We start from the raw sequence: 17,564 nt of genomic DNA, 5'->3' as shown, positions 1-17,564 counted from the left end.
TGCGGTGCTATTGCTTAACCTTTTAGCTGAATATCTTATGGCTACGACTGAGCAAATTCTCCACACACTCGACCATTCCAACGACAATTATTACTGTTCGTTTGTATCGCTTGGACATCCCTACTCCTACCTGATTGATGCTCGTTTAAATCTGTTCCGTGCCGATGAGCAGTGGGCAATTGTAGTAGAAAGGCTAGGGTATAACCCGCGAGGCGGCAGCATTGAGCTTGAGCTGTTTTACTATGGCAATTGCTTAATTAATCTTGAAGAATACAATAACCGTTATACTAACTATTACGGCACCAGCCCTATCGAGTGGGAAGATTATTTAGCTGCCACGGCCGAAGAATTACTTAATCCGGAAGCCACTACCATACTAGTGCGTGGCACGCCTATCGCACTTACACATGACCTAGCGGCCTATGCGCAGGCTGGCATTGAGCTAGTAGAGTATGAGCCGGGGCGCATCACGATGGACGAGGCCGGCCGGTTGTTAGTTCGTGACCATGCAGCTTTATTTCGGGCTACAGACCAAGAGCTTTACAAGTCACTACCCAAGCACTTGCAGAAGATACTGGTACTCGATGAGTGGCACCACCGCGATTTTCACCAATCGCGGGTAGTCGAAGCTACTGGCTCTACGGTTGAAGACATCTACAAAACCAGTCAACAAAGCCTGGAAGCGTCTGGCCTTAGCCTAGCCGGCTTAGCTGCAGCTATACAAGCACAAAATGAGCGCACAACTCACCAAAATCAGGAAGCGTGGGAAAACGACCGCCCCAGCAGCTACGAAACATGGCAGCAGCTAGCGCACGTTTTGGCTACCGGCGACATCAGTCACTACCGCCCCACGCTAGCCCCGAATACGCATTGGAGCAATTGGCCTGATTCGGGCTCTCTGTAGATAAACTGTTAAAACGAAACTGGTCCGATGCTGCTCGTCGCGGCACACTTAACGAGGCATAAGAAGGGCGCGCCACAATCGCGGCGCGCCCTTCTTATGACCTTCCCGAAACCCTAAGCAATCTACTGCTTCGAAATTTCCAAGCCCCAATTTCGGCCTTTTTCGACGGCGGGTACGCCTTTCTCCAGCCACACGGGGGCGGGGGCGTCTTTGAGGTAGTGGTCGAAGAATTGTAGCTCGCGAATGGAAATATCCTTGCGGTTTTCGCGCTTCACCAGGTTGTGGGCCTCGCCGTTGTATTGCAGCAGCCACACGGGCTTACCTAGGCGGCGCAGGTCCGTGAACATTTCGATGCCCTGGTACCACGGCACGGCCCCATCGGCATCGTTGGACATGATAACGACCGGCGTTTGCACCTTAGGCAGCGAAAACAGCGGCGAATTGCGAATGTACACCTCCGGCTTTTCCCAGAGCGTGCCCCCAATGCGGCTCTGGGTGCGCTCGTACTGAAACTGCCGGCTTTGACCTGATTCCCAACGAATACCGCCGTAGGCCGACGTCATATTCACGACCGGCGCGCCGGCCCAGGCGGCGGCGTACATGTTGGTTTGGGTGATGAGGTAGGCCACTTGGTAGCCGCCCCAGCTCTGGCCCTGGATACCGATGTGGGCGCCATCGACCCAGCTGTTTTTCTTGAGGCTCTCCACGCCCGAGTTCACAAACTCCACGGCCGAGGGGCCGGGTTCGCCGATGGTGTAGCTGATATCGGGCGTGAACACGAGGTAGCCGTTGCTGGCAAACAGCGCAATGTCGAGGCGCGAGGGCGTGGGCGCGGGCGCCGTGTACTTGTACAAACCGTCGGACAGCTTCTCGTAGAAGTAGGCCACCATCGGGTACTTCTTAGCCGGGTCAAAGTTCTCCGGCTTGTAGAGCACGCCGGTGGCGGGGTAGCCCTTGGGGGTGGTCCAGTGCACCAGCTCAGCCGTAAACCAATTGTAGTCCTTTTGCTGCGGGTTGATGCTGCTGAGCTTGGTTTCCTGACGCAGGTCGCGGCTGGCGTACAAGTCAGCCGGTTGGCTCACGCTCGACTTGGTATAGATGAACTCGTTGGCGTGCTTGGCCTGCACCAGCGGCGAGTACCCCACGGGGCCCATTGCTGCTAGCTGCGGGGCAGCCGCGCTGGCAATGTTCTTTTTATAATAGCCCCACTGCTTGTTGGTTTCGTTTTGCACCAGCAGCCACAGGTTGTTTTTGGGCTCGATAAACTTTTGCTTATCAACCGGCATGCGGTAGCGGAAAATAAGTTTATCGCGTCGCCCTACCCCACTGGTAAAGTTGGTAGCCGCACCGGACCTAGGGTCGATTTTCCAGATGTCATAGCGGTCAAAAATCAGCACGGCTGCGTCGTCTTTGGTCCACGCCGCCACGCCATAGGGCTGCGGGTCTTCGGGCGAGTCGTTTTCCTCGTCGGCGAAGGCTACCTTGGTTTTAGCCGTCAGGTTGGTCGTTTGGTGGCTGGCCACCGCGTACGAAAACCAGTTCTTCGACTCGTAGTCGTACCACACCACGTACTTGCCCTGGGGCGACAACTGGAAGCGGCTCTTGGCCGCTTTGGGGTTGATAGCCAGCCGCTCGCCCGTGCGCGTCGATACTAGGTAGGCTTGCTTTAGCGTGCTACCCTGCCACTGCATTGCCACGCGCTTGGCGGTGTCGGTCACAGCCAGCACGTACTCGGCGTTGTTTTGGTCGGCCACAAACGAGTCGCGCAGGTACTCGTCTTCTAGCTGAATAAACTTGCCCGCCTGCCGCGGATAAATGACGGCTAAGTAGTTGCGCTGCAAGTCTTTCTTCAAGGTTTTCAGCTGCATCGGCTGCAGGTAGTCGTCCTTGTAGTTCCAGATATCGAGCTTAGCGTGCTCAAAATCCACGAGCGTTGTATCCTGCGGAATGGGGTCGGGGGCGGTGCCAAAAAACAGCTTCTCGCCGTTGTCGCTGAACACCAGCTTCCCAAACCCGCTGGGCGACCAACCTTTTTTCAGCCCATTGGCGCTCGGCGCGGCGAGCAGCCGAGCGCTATCACCGCCAAAATCAGAGTAGTACAGGCTGAAAGGCTTCATTAGCGCCTTCTCCGGGTGCTTTTCGGCCGTGAAGGCCAGTTGCTTGCCCGCGTCGTCAAAAGCCAGATTTTTGTACACGCCTTTGCCCGCGCTGAGCTGGCGCAGGTTGCCGGTAGCCAAGTCGTACACAAACAGGCCCGACTTCACGGTTTTATTGCCCTTAGGAGCCGCCACGGCAAACGCCACCTTGTTGCCCGGCTTGCTGATTTGGTAGTCGGTCACGGCTTCAAACGTGCGCAACTGGCCAGTAACCAAGTTGATAACCGTGAGCGGTGCCCCGTCCTTCTTCACTTCCAGCAGTCGGTCCGTTATTTTCTTAACCGTATCGACGGGCGCTTTTTTTACAGAATCCTTGCTGGTCGGCTTCAAGGCCAGAAAGGCTACAGCAGAGGCCTCCTCGGCCACCTGAAACGACTTCACGTTGGCGTACTTGGTGAGCTTGCCAGTGGCCAGCATATAGATACCTAGGGAATCCTTCGGCATCTGGTCCGGCTTTTTCTTCTTAATGCGGGCCTGGCGCACGTCTTGGTAGCGCGGCTTGATGCTAAACACCGCAAATCGGGAATCGGCGGTAAACAGCGCCGAATCGCCCCGGCTCACTTGCCGCAGTGTCTTATTACCCGTTGTTTTGAGGTAAAGCACGCCATCGCCCTGCTGCGGTTTCACCTGAAACAGCACGTACTTGCCGTTGTGACTGATGCGCTGGTTGGCAACACTTTGCCACTGGTCGTAGACGGAGTGGTCGAGTGGCTTTTTAGGCGCTTGCTGCGCCAATACGGGCTGGCAAGCCAAGCCGGCAAGTAGGAGTAGATATTTAGGCATTCGGAACAGAGAAGCTGAAGCGTAACCAGAAGCGGCAGCTACAAAGGCGAATGTAGCCGACCTAGGGCTGCGCCGCAACTCCAATAATTTCCTACCTAATCTCCCCGTAGTGCTACAGTCTCCTAGGTCAGGCTGCCTACCTAGGAGATATAAAACCAAAATTTCCGGGTCATGCTGAGCTTGCCGAAGCATCTCTACCGCACCGTTGAATGAAGCGATAAAGATGCTTCGGCAAGCTCAGCATGACCCGGAAATAGTGTGTTTACAATTCCCAAATACGGTTTAAAACCGAGCGTACCGCCGCTTGCGCGACCATGCCCGCACCGCCCCAAATAGCGCCAGCAGCACCAGCGGGGCGCCCAGGTTCAGGGCTTGCCAGGCCTGGCGCTTCTCGGCGAGCTGCACTTTGTCGAGGGGGCGCAGCGTGATTTGCTTGCCGCGCACGGCGATGAGGCCGGTTTCGTCGAGCAGGTAGTCGGTGGCGTTGAGGATGAGCTCGCGGTTGGCAAACTCGGTGCTGGAGAGGCGGTCGTAGCCTAGGCGCATGGGGCGCTGCGACTTGGGGTCCACATCGTTGCGCAAGAAGTCGCCATCCGAAATAACCAGGATTTTGCTAGGCTGGGCGTTGGGGTTTTGGTCGGGCTGGTACTTGGTGGTGCCGGGCTCAGCACGGTTGGCGAAGAGCGAGCGGAACTGACCTTCGAGCAAATAGCCTACCGACTGGTAGCTGTCTTTGTAAAGCTTCGGGTTCGGCTCCAGGCGGGCATCGTTGAAGTTGATAGGCACTGGCGCGGGCAGCACGCGGGTGTAGCGCGAAGTGCTCATCAGCTGCGTTTTGCGCACGCCCACGGCCTTCACCGTGTCGATGTTGCCCACAAACTTCAGGTACACCGCGTCGAGGTTGCGCGTGATGGGATTCGCGCTAAAGCGATTGATGAGCGGGTAGAGCTGCCAGGGCAACGGCTCGATTTTAGGCTTATTACCGGTCATGCCCGTCACCAGCGGAATCTGCCCGCAGTTGAGGTCGAGCAGCATATTCTGGTTGAGCCGCACGCCGTAGCGGAAGAAGAGGTCGTCGAGGTTCAGGTTGTAGGGCGTTGCCAGGGCGGCGCCGTTGCGGCTCACGCTGTCGAGGTCTACGCGCAGGGCATCCACAAAAAACATGGCCCGCCCGCCGTGGGTGATGAACTGGTCGAGGCGAAATTTCTCGACCTCCGAATACGGCTTTTGGGGCTTGGCTACCACCACGGCGTCTAGGTTGCCGCGCAAGTCCTTTACTTGATTGAGGTCTACCCGAAACACGTCGTAGTTCTGCGACCATGCCGTGAGGATGTCGGCCATCTGCACGTTGGTCAGCTCGTCGTGGCCGGTTATCACGCCCAGGCGGCGCTTGGCGCCGCCTGGAGGCGCCACCTGCCGAATGGTGCTCGCCAGTTCGTATTCCAGGCCTTCCACGCTTTGGTTGAGGCGCTCTTCAGGAGCGGCTACCTGGCTGCCGCGCAGCAGCAGTACGTTGCGGGTTTGGCCGCCAGCCTGCACCACAGCCCACGGAAAGATGAGCTTTTCGATGCGCTTGCCGTTCTCATTGGCCCCTAGATTAGTGGGCTTGAGACCTTTTTTAAGCAGCGTTTGGTAGAACTGGTTGCGCCCGGCCTCGGTACCGGCCGCGCTGGGGTCGATGAAAACGTAGTTCAAGTTGCCGCTGCCGTACACCTGCATCTCAGTCAGTGTTTCGCGCACGGCCTGTTCGAGGCGGCGGAAGGCGGGCGGAAAGTCGCCGGTGAGGTACACCGTCACGGTCACCGGCTGCTTGAGGTCAGTGAGCAACTTTTTGGTGGCATCTGACATGGTGTAGCGCTTTTCCTCCGTCAGGTCGAGGCGGAAGAAAAAGCGCTGGGCCACGAAATTCAACACGAACAGCGCGCCGATGATGGCGGCAAAGCGTAGCAAATCTTGGCGCTTGCGCGAGGGGGCGGGAACCGCCGAGGTAGTCGTAGTGGGTTCCATTTACCAGTTGCGGCTGCGCAGGGCCAGCCGGGTGCCCAGCAGGGCCACGGCTACCACGGTGAGAAAATACAGCACGTCGCGCGAGTCAATCAGCCCCTTGCTAAGGTCACGGTAGTGCGCCGCAATGCCCAATTGACTGATGTAATACGCCGGCGCCCCATCGAAAATCGAGGCCAGCGAATCGAAGCCCGTGTACACCAGAAAGCACGCCACCACGGCCAGCACGAAGGCGATAATCTGGTCGCGGGTAAGGGCCGAAGCCAGCACGCCCAGCGCCGCGAACACCGCCGCCAGCAAGGCCAGCCCTAGGTACGAGCCCACCGTAGCCGCCGAGTCGATGTTGCCAACTGGTGAGCCCAGCTTATACACCGAGAAGTAATACAGCAACGTGGGCACCAACGCTAATAGCGCCAGCAGTAAGCACGCCAAATACTTGCCGCCTACCAGCTGCCCATCGGTGAGCGGGCGGGTCAGCAGCAGCTCTATTGTGCCGGCCTTCTTCTCCTCAGCGAAGGTGCGCATGGTAATGGCCGGAATCAGCAGCAGGAAAATCCAGGGCGCGAGGTTGAACAGCGATTGCAGGTCGGCGTAGCCATAGTCGAGCACGCTGCTATCGGGAAAAACCCACACGAACAGGCCGGTAGCCACCAAAAACACGCCAATGACGACGTAGGCCACCGGCGAGTTGAGAAAGGCGTTGAATTCTTTTTGTAAAATAGTAAGCATGTAGGCAGCCGTTATAGTGTCTTTGAAAACGGCAAAATTTAGTCGAATACTGGATTGAATATTTTCTGTCCTTTCAAAGGTGCCAATTCACTAAGCTTGAATGGAGACAGGGAGCTAATCAGCTTTAAAAGCTCCTCAAAATGCGCAACCCTGATTACTCCCTCTGCATCGTAATAATCAAGGTCTGCCATTCTAGATTCGTTTGCTTTGAAAAAGTAAAGCTTGTATTCGCCTTCCCATTTCTGCACCCCAATTGATAGCAAGTACCTCTCGTCCCCTTCGCCATAGGAAATAGACTTACCGACTTGCTTCCCGGCTTCTATCCATTCTCTGACTCTGGTCGAATCTCCCATAGCAGTTGCTACTTAGTCAGCTCCCCAAACACCGCTTCTAGGCTTTGTTGCTCCTGGCGCAGACCTAGGAGCAACCAGCCCTGCTCCACGGCCAGGCGCGATACCGCGGCGCGTACATCAGTGCCCGGCGCGGTGCGGATAAGCACCACGCCCGCCCCGGCCGTCTCTACGGCGCGCACACCAGGTAGAGCAGCCAGCGGCGCGGTCGTCACGGGGCCTTCAAACTCGGCGCGAAGCACGGTTTCGCCGGCGGCGCGGGCGGCTAGCTCGGCCACGGGCGCATCGGCCACGAGCTTACCCCGGCTGATGATGACCACGCGGGAGCACAGCGCCGTGACTTCGGGCAGAATGTGCGTACTAAAAATGACGGTTTTATCTTCACCCAGCTCGCGGATGAGCTGGCGAATTTCACTTATCTGATTGGGGTCGAGGCCGGTGGTAGGCTCGTCGAGGATGAGCACGTCGGGGTCATGGACAAGGGCTTGGGCCAGGCCCACGCGCTGGCGGTAGCCTTTGCTGAGAGCCCCAATTTGCTTATTTTGCTCGCGAGTGAGGCCCACTTTTTGCACCAGATTGGCCACGCGCTGGCGTAGGTCGCGGCCTTTCAGCCCGTGCACGCCGCCAATAAATTCGAGGTACTCGTGCACGTACATATCGAGGTAGAGCGGGTTATGCTCGGGCAGGTAGCCCACCCGGCGGCGCACCGCAATGGGGTCTTGCTGCACATCAAACCCCGCGATGCGCACCGTGCCCGCTGTGGGTGGCAGGTACCCGAGGGCAATTTTCATCGTGGTGCTCTTGCCCGCCCCATTGGGACCTAGGAAGCCCACGATTTCGCCCTTTCCAGCCTGGAAGCTGATATCGTCCACGGCGTTTTGCGCGCCGTAGGTTTTGATTAAGTGTTCTACCTCAACCATGTAGGCTTGGGTTTAGGAGCAATTGATTTTTTACGTTTGTCATGCTGAGCCTGCGAAGCATCTTCTTACATTAGAGCCTAATAACCCTAGCGTGATAAGATGCTTCGCAGGCTCAGCATGACAGACGTGCTTTGACGTTGCTTTCAGATGAGCGCTTATTTCTTAACGTTAGCCGGGCGCAGCTGAATCTCCGAAATCATCGTCACGTCCGGTGCTTCTAAGGCGTGGATAATGGCGTCGGCAATGTCTTCGGGCTGCATCTTGTAAGGGTCGGGCTCGGTGCCGGGCTGGGCGCCGTTGAAGTTGGTTTCGACCGAGCCGGGCATCACGCAGGTGACGCGAACGCCATCAGGACGTACTTCCTTAAATAGCGCGTCGGAGAAGCCGCGCACGGCGTATTTGGTGGCGCAGTAACCGGCCAGGTTGGCGGTGCCGGCCGTGGCGGCTAGTGAGGCTACGTTGATAATGTGGCCAGCGTGCTGCTTTTTCATCTGCGGCAAAGCGGCGCGGGTGCAGTAAAACAGGCCGTTGACGTTGGTGTCGAACATGGCATGCCAGTCTTCTGACTTAAACCCATCAATCGGCCCAAATACACCTAGGCCGGCATTATTGACCAACACATGGATTTCCAGTCCTAGCTCGCGCTGGGTGTTGGTGAAGGCTTCGGCCACGGCGTGTTCGTCGCGCACATCGCACTCAAAAAACAGGAACCGCTCGTTGTCGAGGTCCTCGGGGGCACGGCGGCCCCAGCCGGCTACGGCGGCGCCGCGAGCTAGCAGGGCTTCGGCGGTGGCGCGGCCAATGCCGCTGCTCACGCCCGTCACGATGGCTACTTTTCCGGTCAGGTCCATATTTTTAGCGAAATTTTAGCAGGATGGCTTTTTCAATACAACTGCAAAGTAAGGCCCTAGGCCGGCTGCAACGCGGCGCGTGGCTGCTAGCGGGTGTTACGTACTTCAGCGCCTGCGGGTCGGAAATAGACTGCTTGAAGAGCAACGGCCCCGTGGTGACGCAGCGCCGGGCCGTGGACCGCCGCACGCGCACGGTGATTGTACACGACAATGTAACCCTGACCATCGTGCCCGACACGGCGGCCTATGCCGAAGTGCGGGCCGGCGAGCACGTCATCGATGGGCTCACGCTCACTTATGAGGATGCACATACGCTGGTGCTCAACAACACCAACAGCTGCAACTGGTCGCGTAGCTACAACACGCCCTACGAGGTGCGCCTGCACGCGCCCGCCCTCTTCGACGTGCGGCAGCTTGGCTACGGCCTCATCCGCACGGATAGCCGCTGGACCAAAGACACGCTGTTTGTGCACCTGCTTGCCGATGGCGACATTCAGCTCGATGTGGCAAGCAAGTACCTATATACCGACATGTGGGAGCTGGGCGACATGACGCTCAGCGGCAACGCCGACGTCTTCCACTCGCTGGTGGGCGGCGTGGGCTTCCTGTACGCGGGCGGCCTCAAGGCAAATTCGTGCTATTTTGAAACCACGCGCGCCAGCTTTGGCGATGCCTACCTGCACGCTACCCAGTTCCTAGGTGGCACCGCTGCGGGCCGGGGCACACTTTACTATAGCGGCAACCCCACCACCTTTTACAACAATGGGCCCAGCAAGGTAGTGAAGCAGTAGGTAGCTACCCAACGCTAGGCTTTTGGACCTAAACCTGTTGTATACTACAGTAAATCACCCAACTGCGGGCGAATAACTAGCTCCTCCACTACGGCCTGGGGCGAGAGGCTAAAGGCCGAGAACACAGCCTCGGCTACGTCTTCACAGCGGATAAAGCGCTCGGGCTCGACCCCTACCCCATCCCAACTGCGGGTGAGGGTGGCGCCGGGCAGCACGGCGGTTACCCGGATGCCCTGGCTTTTCAGCTCCTCCCGCAAGGTTTTGGTGAAGCCCAGCAGTGCAAACTTGGCGATACCATACGAGCCGCCGTTGGGATAGGCCATCAGGCTGGCCGTTGAGCAGATGGTAAAAATGTGCCCCCTTTTTTGCGTTAGAAAAGCGGGTAGTAGGGCGCGCGTCACATCGTAGGCGCTTAGGAGATTGGCGCTCAGCATCTCGCGCAGCCGGGCGCCATCGGCGGGCTCGTCTTGGAGGCGGCCAGGGGCAAATGCTCCTGCATTATTGAGGAGAGCCACCAGCGGCAGGCCCAGTCCTAGTACAAACTCAGCAAAGCGCTGGCATTCGGCCCATTGCCCTAGGTCGGCAGCCAGGGTGTGCAGCCGGCCAAGCGTAGCCTCGGGCAGCGTAGCCCGCAGCCGCTCTAGGCCTTCGGCCGAGCGGGCACACGTGGCCACGGCGTAGCCAGCTTGCAGAAAACGCACTACTAATGCTCGGCCAATACCCTGGCTACCGCCCGTCACGACAACTAATTGCGAAGAAGAATCCACTGTTTTTCGGTTTTTTACGTATGACGCGCCTAGGTGCTCTCCCACCGTGAGCGCGGGCTCATGCCGGCACTTTTACCTTCGTTCTACCCCCTCTATATGCTCAAAGTTTTCGGCTCTTTCGTCCTGTTTTTGCAAAATATGGTTTCGCGCACCGAGCGGATGCGCGTCATCTGGCGGCGGTTTATGGAAGAAGCCACCCTCATTGGGGTCGATTCCATTTTTATCGTCGGCATCGTATCGGCCTTCATCGGCGCTGTTACTTGTATTCAAATCGCTTACAACCTTACCAATCCGCTTATTCCAAAGTCGACCATCGGCTATATGGTGCGCGAGATGACGATTCTGGAGCTGGCGCCCACCATCACGAGCATCGTGCTGGCGGGCAAAGTTGGCTCGTCTATCGCGGGTGGCCTAGGTACCATGCGCATCACCGAGCAAATTTCGGCCCTCGAGGTAATGGGCATTAACGCTACTTCTTACCTGGTGCTGCCGCGCATTCTGGCCGCTATCTTCATGTTCCCGCTCCTGGTTATTCTGGCCATGGCGCTCAGCATCCTAGGTGGTTATTTGGCCGGTACGCTTTCTGGAGCGATGGCGGCGCAAGACTACATTGAGGGTATTCGCACCGACTTCATTCCGTACAACATTCTGTTTGCCTTGATTAAGGCCGTGGTGTTTGCCTTCCTCGTATCGGGTATTTCGGCCTATAAAGGCTTCTTCACCGAGGGCGGCGCCCTAGAGGTAGGGGCTGCCAGCACGGCCGCCGTTACCAACTCCATTATCGCCATTCTGCTGGCCGACTACGTCTTGGCCGCGGTACTGCTCTAATTTTTTTGGCTGTTAGCTCCTGGCCCCTAGCTGTTGGCTTTTCGCAAGCAAAACAAGCGCCGCCGGTACTTTGTAGAAGAATAGCTAACAGCCAGTAGCCCGAAGCTAATAGCTAAGAATATGATTGAAATATCCAATCTCCAAAAGTCTTTCGGCAGCAACCAAGTGCTGAAAGGCGTCAGCTGCACCCTCGAAACCGGCAAGTGCAATCTTTTGCTAGGTGGCTCGGGCACGGGCAAAAGCGTGCTCCTCTCGTGCATTGTGGGCTTGCAGAAGCCTGATATTGGCTCTATCACCTTTGACGGCACGGTGTACACCAATGCCAAGGTGGCCATTCGCCAGGAGATTCGCCGCAAAATCGGGATGCTGTTCCAGGGCTCGGCGCTGTTCGACTCGATGACGGTGGCCCAAAACGTGGAGTTTCCGCTGCAAATGCTGACGCCCGACATGAGCCCCGAGGAGCGCCGCGACCGCGTCGAGTTTTGCCTCAAGCGCGTGGGCCTCGAAAATGCAGGCAACAAAATGCCCTCCGACATTTCGGGCGGTATGAAAAAGCGCGTAGGCATTGCCCGCGCCATTGCCCCCAATTGTACTTACCTCTTTTGCGATGAGCCCAACTCGGGTCTTGACCCCGCTACGAGCATCAAGATTGACGAGCTGATTTACGAAATCACGCACGAGTACAACATCACTACGGCCATCATCACCCACGACATGAACTCGGTGGTGGGCATTGGTGACCACATTATATTTCTGCACCAAGGCAAAAAGCTGTGGGACGGTAACAAGGAGGAAATCCTAAACGCTCAGGTACCCGAGCTACGCGAGTTTATCTTCTCGTCGTCGCTGGTGCGCGCCGCCAAGCGCGTAGAAGAAGAAGACGGTCCGCAAGGCCTAGAGCAGCTAGCCCAGGAGCCGCTGTCGGAGCTGTAGTTTTTGTTTAAGCTATTAGCCCTTAGCTACTAGCGGCTGGCTTTTTTCTTATAAGAGAAAGCTAGCCGCTAGTAGCTAAGGGCTAATAGCTTAATTTCGGCCCATGAATCAGACTCTCGCCGGAAAAGTAGCCCTTGTTACGGGTGCTTCTAAGGGCATTGGCCGCGCCATTGCCACGTTGTTTGCCCAGCAGGGCGCGCAGGTTGCGTTTACCTATTTGTCGTCGGTCGAGAAGGGCCAGGCCCTCGAAACCGAGCTTGCTGCCCACGGCAGCAAAGTGAAGGGCTACCGCTCCGACGCCTCCGACTACGCTCAGGCCGAACAGCTGGTCGATGATGTCGTGAAGGAGTTCGGCAAGCTCGACATTCTGGTCAACAACGCTGGCATTACGCAAGACGGCCTGCTCATGCGCATGAGCGAGGAGCAGTGGGACAACGTACTCACCGTCAACCTCAAGTCGGTGTTCAACCTCACCAAAGCCGCTACCAAGCCCATGATGCGCGCCAAAGTCGGCAGCATTATAAATATGACCTCGGTGGTGGGCCTGAAAGGCAACGCCGGCCAAGCCAACTACGCCGCCAGCAAGGCCGGCATCATCGGCTTCACCAAGTCGGTTGCCCTGGAATTGGGCTCGCGCAACATCCGTTGCAACGCCATCGCCCCCGGCTTCATCGAAACCGAAATGACCGACGCCCTCGACCAAAAGCAGGTCGATGAGTGGCGCAAGGCCATTCCGCTCAAGCGCGGCGGCTCGCCCGAAGATGTAGCTAAGGCCACGGCATTCTTGGCGTCGGACGATTCGGCATACATCACCGGCCAAGTGCTGCAAGTAGATGGCGGGATGCTGACGTAATAAGTCAGTAAAATTTTTAACCTAAGAAAAACGCCGTGGTAATAGTGCTACTATTACCACGGCGTTTTTCTTAGGTTAAAAATTGATTCCTCGCCTTCTCGCCTCCGCAAGCATTTTTTCTCGCTCGGCCAGATTATTAATTCGCTGATTCATAAAAGCTTTGAAAGTTTTCTCTGCTTTAGCTATATCTCTCTAGTGCTGCATAGGTAAGTGCAACATCATAGGTACAGGTTTGACCAAGTGAATGGATTTGTTTTTGAGCGGATATGCAATCACCTAGTTCCTTGATTGAAGCAAACCATTGAATACTAGCATCTATCTCTTCCTTAACAGCTTGTGCTAGTTGATTTGCATCGGTGTTTTCATCAACGTTGTATGCGCGGTGCCGACCAGTTAGGTCACCAGTTCTAAATCGAAACTGACAGTCCGATTCTTTGACACGAGATGGTGGTGGCCAGTTGTACCGCCACCCGTACGTCAGCGGAAAATATAAGCCTGCATTTAAATAGAAGGCAGCAGAAAGATAAGTATTGAATTGACTATACTGAACGTTGAATAGCTTAACGAATCCATTTTCCTCCTTTCTAAAAGTATTACCGTCAATACGAAAACCGGCTATTTTAAATGCTGGTTTCACAATAGTTTTGATAAGCTGATTAACTGAATCTTTGGGCGTCATTTTACCTGTCTTGGATTATTAGCTTAAAGGTGAGGTTTGACAGTCAAATTATAAGCTTTCCCTATGCAGCACTGGGTTTCTTCTCCCCTCCTGTTGGCATTCCTTGTCCTTGCTGCCTACCCGCGCCTCACCACCAAGCTTCAACGCTGGCAGGCCCAGCGCCTAGCCACGGCCGCCACCGTTCCCATAGCCACCACTCTACACGAGGGCGACCTCATTTTCCACACCTCGCAGTCAGCCCAAAGCCAAGCCATTCAGATGGCCACGCACTCGCCCTACAGCCACTGCGGCCTGCTGTATAAGGCTAATGGCGAGTGGCAGGTATTTGAGGCCATGCAACCAGTGAAGCTGACGCCGCTGGCGCGCTGGGTGGCGCGGGGCCAAGGCCAGCATTTCGTGGTAAAGCGGCTGCGCGATGCTAATACTGCGCTCACACCCGAAGCCCTAGGTAGGCTGCGGGCAGCGGGGCAGCCTATGCTGGGGCATAGCTACGACCTAGCTTTTGAGTGGTCGGATGCGCGCATTTACTGCTCGGAGCTTATCTGGAAGGTATACGACCGGGGGCTGCACCGGCAGCTGGGGCAGTTGCAGCAGCTGCGCGATTTTGACTTGAGCCACCCCGCCGTGCAAGCCAAGCTGCGGGAACGCTACGGCGCGCAACTGCCGTTAGCAGAGCCCGTCATTTCGCCGGCCAGTATCTTTAGCAGCCCCGAGCTGGTGACCGTCGTGCGGCGGTAGGCGGGCGGGTTTGTTTCGTTTCTTGCTTTGCGCTGCTTGGGTGGCGCGCCTCTGCTCTTGCTTTCTACTGCCTATTCTCCCTGGTTTATCTTGCTGTGCCTGGCCGTGGGCGCGGGCTACGCAGCGTTGCTCTACTCGGCCAAGGCCCCGTGGAGCCGGGCCATCAACTATGGCCTGGCGGCACTGCGCTTCGTGGTCGTCAGCTTCCTATGCTTTCTGCTGCTCTCGCCGTTCGTCAAGGCCACGACTACCCGCACCGAAGCGCCCACCGTGGTGCTGGCGGTCGATAACTCACAGTCGATACCCCTCTTCACGCCTAAGCCAGACCTAGGGCAGCTTACGGCCGGGCTGCCGCAGCTAGCGGCCACGCTGCGCGAAAAGGGCTTTCGGGTCGAGACTCGCACGCTTACCAAAGCCGAGACCGCGCCCGATTCGCTGCGCTTCACCGCTGACCGCACCGACCTCAATAAGCTGCTCGCCGACAGCCGCGAGGCCAACGCCGACCGCAACCTGGCGGGCGTAGTGCTCGTGAGCGACGGCATCGTGAACCAGGGCCAGGAGCCGCAGGTTGCGGAGTTCAACTTCCCGATTTTTGGCGTGGCCCTAGGCGATACCATCGCCAAAAAAGACCTCCGCCTCACCGACCTGGTCTACAACCGGGTCGCCTTCAGCGGCAATAAATTTCCGCTGGAAGCCGAAATCGGCTACGAAGGTTACGCGGGCGGCGCGGCCACCGTGGAGGTGCGTGAGGGCGGCCGGGTGCTAGAATCGCGCCGCGTGGCACTGCCCGCCGGTCGCCGCCGGCTCAAAGCCACTTTTTTGCTCACCGCGCCCGCACCCGGCAAGCGCCGCTACGAGGTGCGCGTGGTGCCCCAGGCTGGTGAGTTTACGGTATTAAATAATGCTCGCACGGCCTTCATCGAAATAGTGAAAGGCAAGCTGCGCGTGCTGCTGGCCGCGGCTGCGCCGCACCCCGATTTGAAGGCCCTACGGGCCGCCATTCTGGCTAATAATAACTTCGATCTCACGCTTAGCGTGGCTGGTGTGGGCGCGCCGCTACCGGCCGGCACCACCTTCGACGTGGCCGTGCTGCACCAGCTACCCGCCAAGGGCGGCCTAGGGCAGGAACTGCTGGCGCGCGTGCGGGCTGCCCGCGTGCCGGTGCTCTACATCCTGGGCGCTCAGTCCGATTTTGCGGCCTACAACCAGCTGAATAGTGGCGCAAGCGTGCAGCCGCGCGGCACCCAAACCGACGAGGTAACACCGCTGCCCAACCCCGGCTTCGCCCGCTTTCCAGTGGAGGAAGAAAGCCGGCGGCGTTTCGGGCAGTACCCCCCCGCGCAGGTGCCCTTTGGCGAGCTGCGACTGAGCGGCGGGGCCGAGGCCGCGCTGTGGCAGCAGGTAGGTCGCCTGCCCACGCAGAAACCGCTGCTGGTGTTTGGCAGCGCTACGGCTACACCTAAGGCCGCCACGCTACTGGCCGAAAACACCTGGCAGTGGCGCTTGCAGGAGGCCGTGGCCCACGACGACCGCCCCGAGGCCTACGACCGCCTCATTGGCCGCACCTTGCAGCTACTAACCCAAAATGCCAACAAAAAGCGCCTCGACGTGTACCCCACCCAGGATGCCTTTGGCACCCAAGATGACGTGACGCTGGGCGCAGAAACCTACAACGCCGTTTTCGAGCGCATCTACGACCAAAAAATTACACTCACCCTCACCGACTCGGCCCGTAAGACGCGCACCGTCACGTTCAGCAACCCCGCCGATGGCTCGCCGCTGCACCTGGGGCCGCTGGCGGCTGGCCTCTACCGCTACCAGGCCCGTGCTATGCTAGGTGGCCAGGCCCAGCAGGCCACCGGCGAAATTTTAGTGCAAAACCAGCCCCTCGAAGCCCAGGAATCGCGGGCCGACCACCGCCTGCTGGCGCAGCTGAGCCGCCGCAGCGGCGGGCATCTCTACTACTCCGCGCAGCTCGACAAGTTGGCGCAGGACATCGTAGCCCGTAATTTCAAGCCGGTGATTTCCAGCGAGGAGGATTTGAAGGATTTGATAAATCTGAAGTGGTTGTTCTTCGCACTGCTGGCGCTGCTCACGGCCGAATGGGCCACCCGCAAGTACCAAGGCGGCGTGTAGACACTCCAACTATGCGTATAGCTTTTGACTTAGACAACACCTTAATTCGCAACGATTTTGACTTTCCGCTAGCGAAGGCAACACGACCGTTTTTCTATCGCTTCTTGCAGACTGAGCCGCTCCGGCTGGGTGTACGTGAGCTATTTATTTTTTGTCGGCAGCACGGGTGGGAAGTATGGATTTATACTACGTCTTATCGTAGCCCACTCTATATCAAGAAATTGCTTTGGGTGTATAATCTGCGAGCGGATGGCATTATCAATCAGACGCGTCACAATAAGTACGTTCGAGTTAGGAGCACGAAACATCCGCCAACATTTGGCATTAATATCCTAATAGATGATTCGCGGGGTGTGCAACTCGAAGGACAGCGCTTCGGATTTCATGTTATTCAGGTAGACCCCACTGATGCTAACTGGGTCAGCACTACCCAAGCGCAATTACTCGCGCTTGCTACCTATTCCAAGCTGAATTAGCTGTTTACTATGCGTTACATCCTCCTCAACAAGCCCTACGAAGTTCTTACCCAGTTCACCGACGAGCATGGGCGGGCAACGCTCAAAGACTTCGTGAGCGTGCCCGAGGTGTACCCGGTGGGCCGGCTCGACTTCGACAGTGAGGGCCTGCTGCTGCTCACCGACGACAAGCAGCTGCAGCACCGCCTCAGCGACCCGCGCTACAAGGTGCCCAAAACCTACTGGGCACAGGTGGAAGGCCTGCCCACCGAGGTAGCCCTAGGTCAGCTGCGGCAGGGTGTGCAGATTAAAGATGGCTTCACGCTGCCGGCTGAGGTCACGGCCTTGCCCGAGGAAGCCACGGCCGACCTGTGGCCACGCACGCCACCTATCCGCTACCGGGCCAGCATCCCGACGAGCTGGCTGGCACTCACTATATCGCAGGGCATGAACCGGCAGGTGCGCAAGATGTGCGCTGCGGTGGGCCTCCCCTGCCTGCGGCTGGTGCGCGTGGCCCTAGGCGAGCTTACCATTGGTAATTTAGCGCCCGGCGAGTGGCGCGACCTGACGCCCGACGAAGTCGCGGCGCTACGCAAAACGGCGGGCGCTGGCGCGTCGGCTCCCGCCCGCAAGGCAGCCTGACCAGCCGCCTCTTTCAAAGGCCGTCGCTTTTAACTTCCTTCATTC

At 57.7% G+C, this 17,564-nt stretch carries 16 protein-coding genes; 8 read left to right on the top strand and 8 right to left on the bottom strand.

Features of this window, described 5'->3' with window-relative positions; genetic code table 11:
• The first annotated feature begins 37 nt into the window (after positions 1-37).
• The gene (locus tag JAO77_RS04865) at positions 38-904 is read left to right on the top strand and encodes a DUF7003 family protein (protein ID WP_198989168.1); all 867 of its coding nucleotides are present in this window, start codon (positions 38-40) and stop codon (positions 902-904) included.
• A 122-nt stretch (positions 905-1,026) separates the two neighbouring features.
• Here JAO77_RS04865 and JAO77_RS04860 read toward each other — a convergent pair whose 3' ends face one another.
• The 6 genes from JAO77_RS04860 to JAO77_RS04835 form a co-directional block, all read right to left on the bottom strand.
• Positions 1,027-3,843, bottom strand: coding sequence for a S9 family peptidase (locus tag JAO77_RS04860; RefSeq protein WP_198989167.1), 2,817 nt, complete (start codon positions 3,841-3,843; stop codon positions 1,027-1,029).
• A 282-nt stretch (positions 3,844-4,125) separates the two neighbouring features.
• On the bottom strand, positions 4,126-5,850 hold the full coding sequence (gene gldG, locus JAO77_RS04855) for a gliding motility-associated ABC transporter substrate-binding protein GldG (RefSeq protein ID WP_198989166.1): 1,725 nt from the start codon (positions 5,848-5,850) through the stop codon (positions 4,126-4,128).
• A complete protein-coding gene (gldF, locus tag JAO77_RS04850; RefSeq protein ID WP_198989165.1) occupies positions 5,851-6,576 on the bottom strand; it encodes a gliding motility-associated ABC transporter permease subunit GldF in 726 nt (241 codons plus the stop codon).
• A 38-nt stretch (positions 6,577-6,614) separates the two neighbouring features.
• Entirely contained in the window at positions 6,615-6,929 is a 315-nt protein-coding gene (locus JAO77_RS04845) for a hypothetical protein (RefSeq protein ID WP_198989164.1), read from the bottom strand.
• 8 nt (positions 6,930-6,937) lie between these two features.
• Complete coding sequence (gene gldA, locus JAO77_RS04840; protein ID WP_198989163.1) at positions 6,938-7,846, bottom strand: gliding motility-associated ABC transporter ATP-binding subunit GldA; 909 nt, start codon at positions 7,844-7,846, stop codon at positions 6,938-6,940.
• A gap of 155 nt (positions 7,847-8,001) precedes the next feature.
• Positions 8,002-8,697 (bottom strand): SDR family oxidoreductase, encoded by a 696-nt coding sequence (locus JAO77_RS04835; RefSeq protein WP_198989162.1) that lies wholly within the window; start codon positions 8,695-8,697, stop codon positions 8,002-8,004.
• Between the two features lie 23 nt (positions 8,698-8,720).
• On the opposite strand from JAO77_RS04835, the gene JAO77_RS04830 reads away from it, so the two are divergent.
• Positions 8,721-9,488 (top strand): GIN domain-containing protein, encoded by a 768-nt coding sequence (locus JAO77_RS04830; RefSeq protein WP_198989161.1) that lies wholly within the window; start codon positions 8,721-8,723, stop codon positions 9,486-9,488.
• 44 nt (positions 9,489-9,532) lie between these two features.
• Here JAO77_RS04830 and JAO77_RS04825 read toward each other — a convergent pair whose 3' ends face one another.
• The gene (locus JAO77_RS04825) at positions 9,533-10,255 is read right to left on the bottom strand and encodes an SDR family oxidoreductase (protein ID WP_198989160.1); all 723 of its coding nucleotides are present in this window, start codon (positions 10,253-10,255) and stop codon (positions 9,533-9,535) included.
• A gap of 96 nt (positions 10,256-10,351) precedes the next feature.
• Between JAO77_RS04825 and JAO77_RS04820 the strand changes: the two genes are divergently transcribed.
• The 3 genes from JAO77_RS04820 to fabG all read left to right on the top strand — a co-directional run bounded on the left by JAO77_RS04820 (position 10,352) and on the right by fabG (position 12,869).
• Positions 10,352-11,083, top strand: a complete 732-nt coding sequence (locus JAO77_RS04820) for an MlaE family ABC transporter permease (RefSeq protein WP_198989159.1) — start codon at positions 10,352-10,354, stop codon at positions 11,081-11,083.
• A gap of 120 nt (positions 11,084-11,203) precedes the next feature.
• Positions 11,204-12,016, top strand: coding sequence for an ABC transporter ATP-binding protein (locus JAO77_RS04815; RefSeq protein ID WP_198989158.1), 813 nt, complete (start codon positions 11,204-11,206; stop codon positions 12,014-12,016).
• A 103-nt stretch (positions 12,017-12,119) separates the two neighbouring features.
• Entirely contained in the window at positions 12,120-12,869 is a 750-nt protein-coding gene (fabG, locus tag JAO77_RS04810; protein ID WP_198989157.1) for a 3-oxoacyl-[acyl-carrier-protein] reductase, read from the top strand.
• 178 nt (positions 12,870-13,047) lie between these two features.
• Here fabG and JAO77_RS04805 read toward each other — a convergent pair whose 3' ends face one another.
• Positions 13,048-13,548 carry a DUF4304 domain-containing protein gene (locus JAO77_RS04805; RefSeq protein ID WP_198989156.1) on the bottom strand — a complete coding sequence of 167 codons (501 nt, stop codon included), beginning with the start codon at positions 13,546-13,548 and terminating at the stop codon, positions 13,048-13,050.
• A gap of 63 nt (positions 13,549-13,611) precedes the next feature.
• On the opposite strand from JAO77_RS04805, the gene JAO77_RS04800 reads away from it, so the two are divergent.
• The 3 genes from JAO77_RS04800 to JAO77_RS04790 all read left to right on the top strand — a co-directional run bounded on the left by JAO77_RS04800 (position 13,612) and on the right by JAO77_RS04790 (position 17,519).
• Positions 13,612-14,286 carry a YiiX family permuted papain-like enzyme gene (locus tag JAO77_RS04800; protein WP_198989155.1) on the top strand — a complete coding sequence of 225 codons (675 nt, stop codon included), beginning with the start codon at positions 13,612-13,614 and terminating at the stop codon, positions 14,284-14,286.
• Between the two features lie 57 nt (positions 14,287-14,343).
• Complete coding sequence (locus JAO77_RS04795; RefSeq protein ID WP_235998210.1) at positions 14,344-16,422, top strand: VWA domain-containing protein; 2,079 nt, start codon at positions 14,344-14,346, stop codon at positions 16,420-16,422.
• Between the two features lie 485 nt (positions 16,423-16,907).
• A complete protein-coding gene (locus JAO77_RS04790; protein WP_198989154.1) occupies positions 16,908-17,519 on the top strand; it encodes a pseudouridine synthase in 612 nt (203 codons plus the stop codon).
• Positions 17,520-17,564: the final 45 nt, after the last annotated feature.

This window comes from Hymenobacter sp. BT559 (assembly GCF_016427535.1).
Classification (GTDB): domain Bacteria; phylum Bacteroidota; class Bacteroidia; order Cytophagales; family Hymenobacteraceae; genus Hymenobacter.
This window is presented reverse-complemented; position numbering and strand designations above follow the sequence as displayed.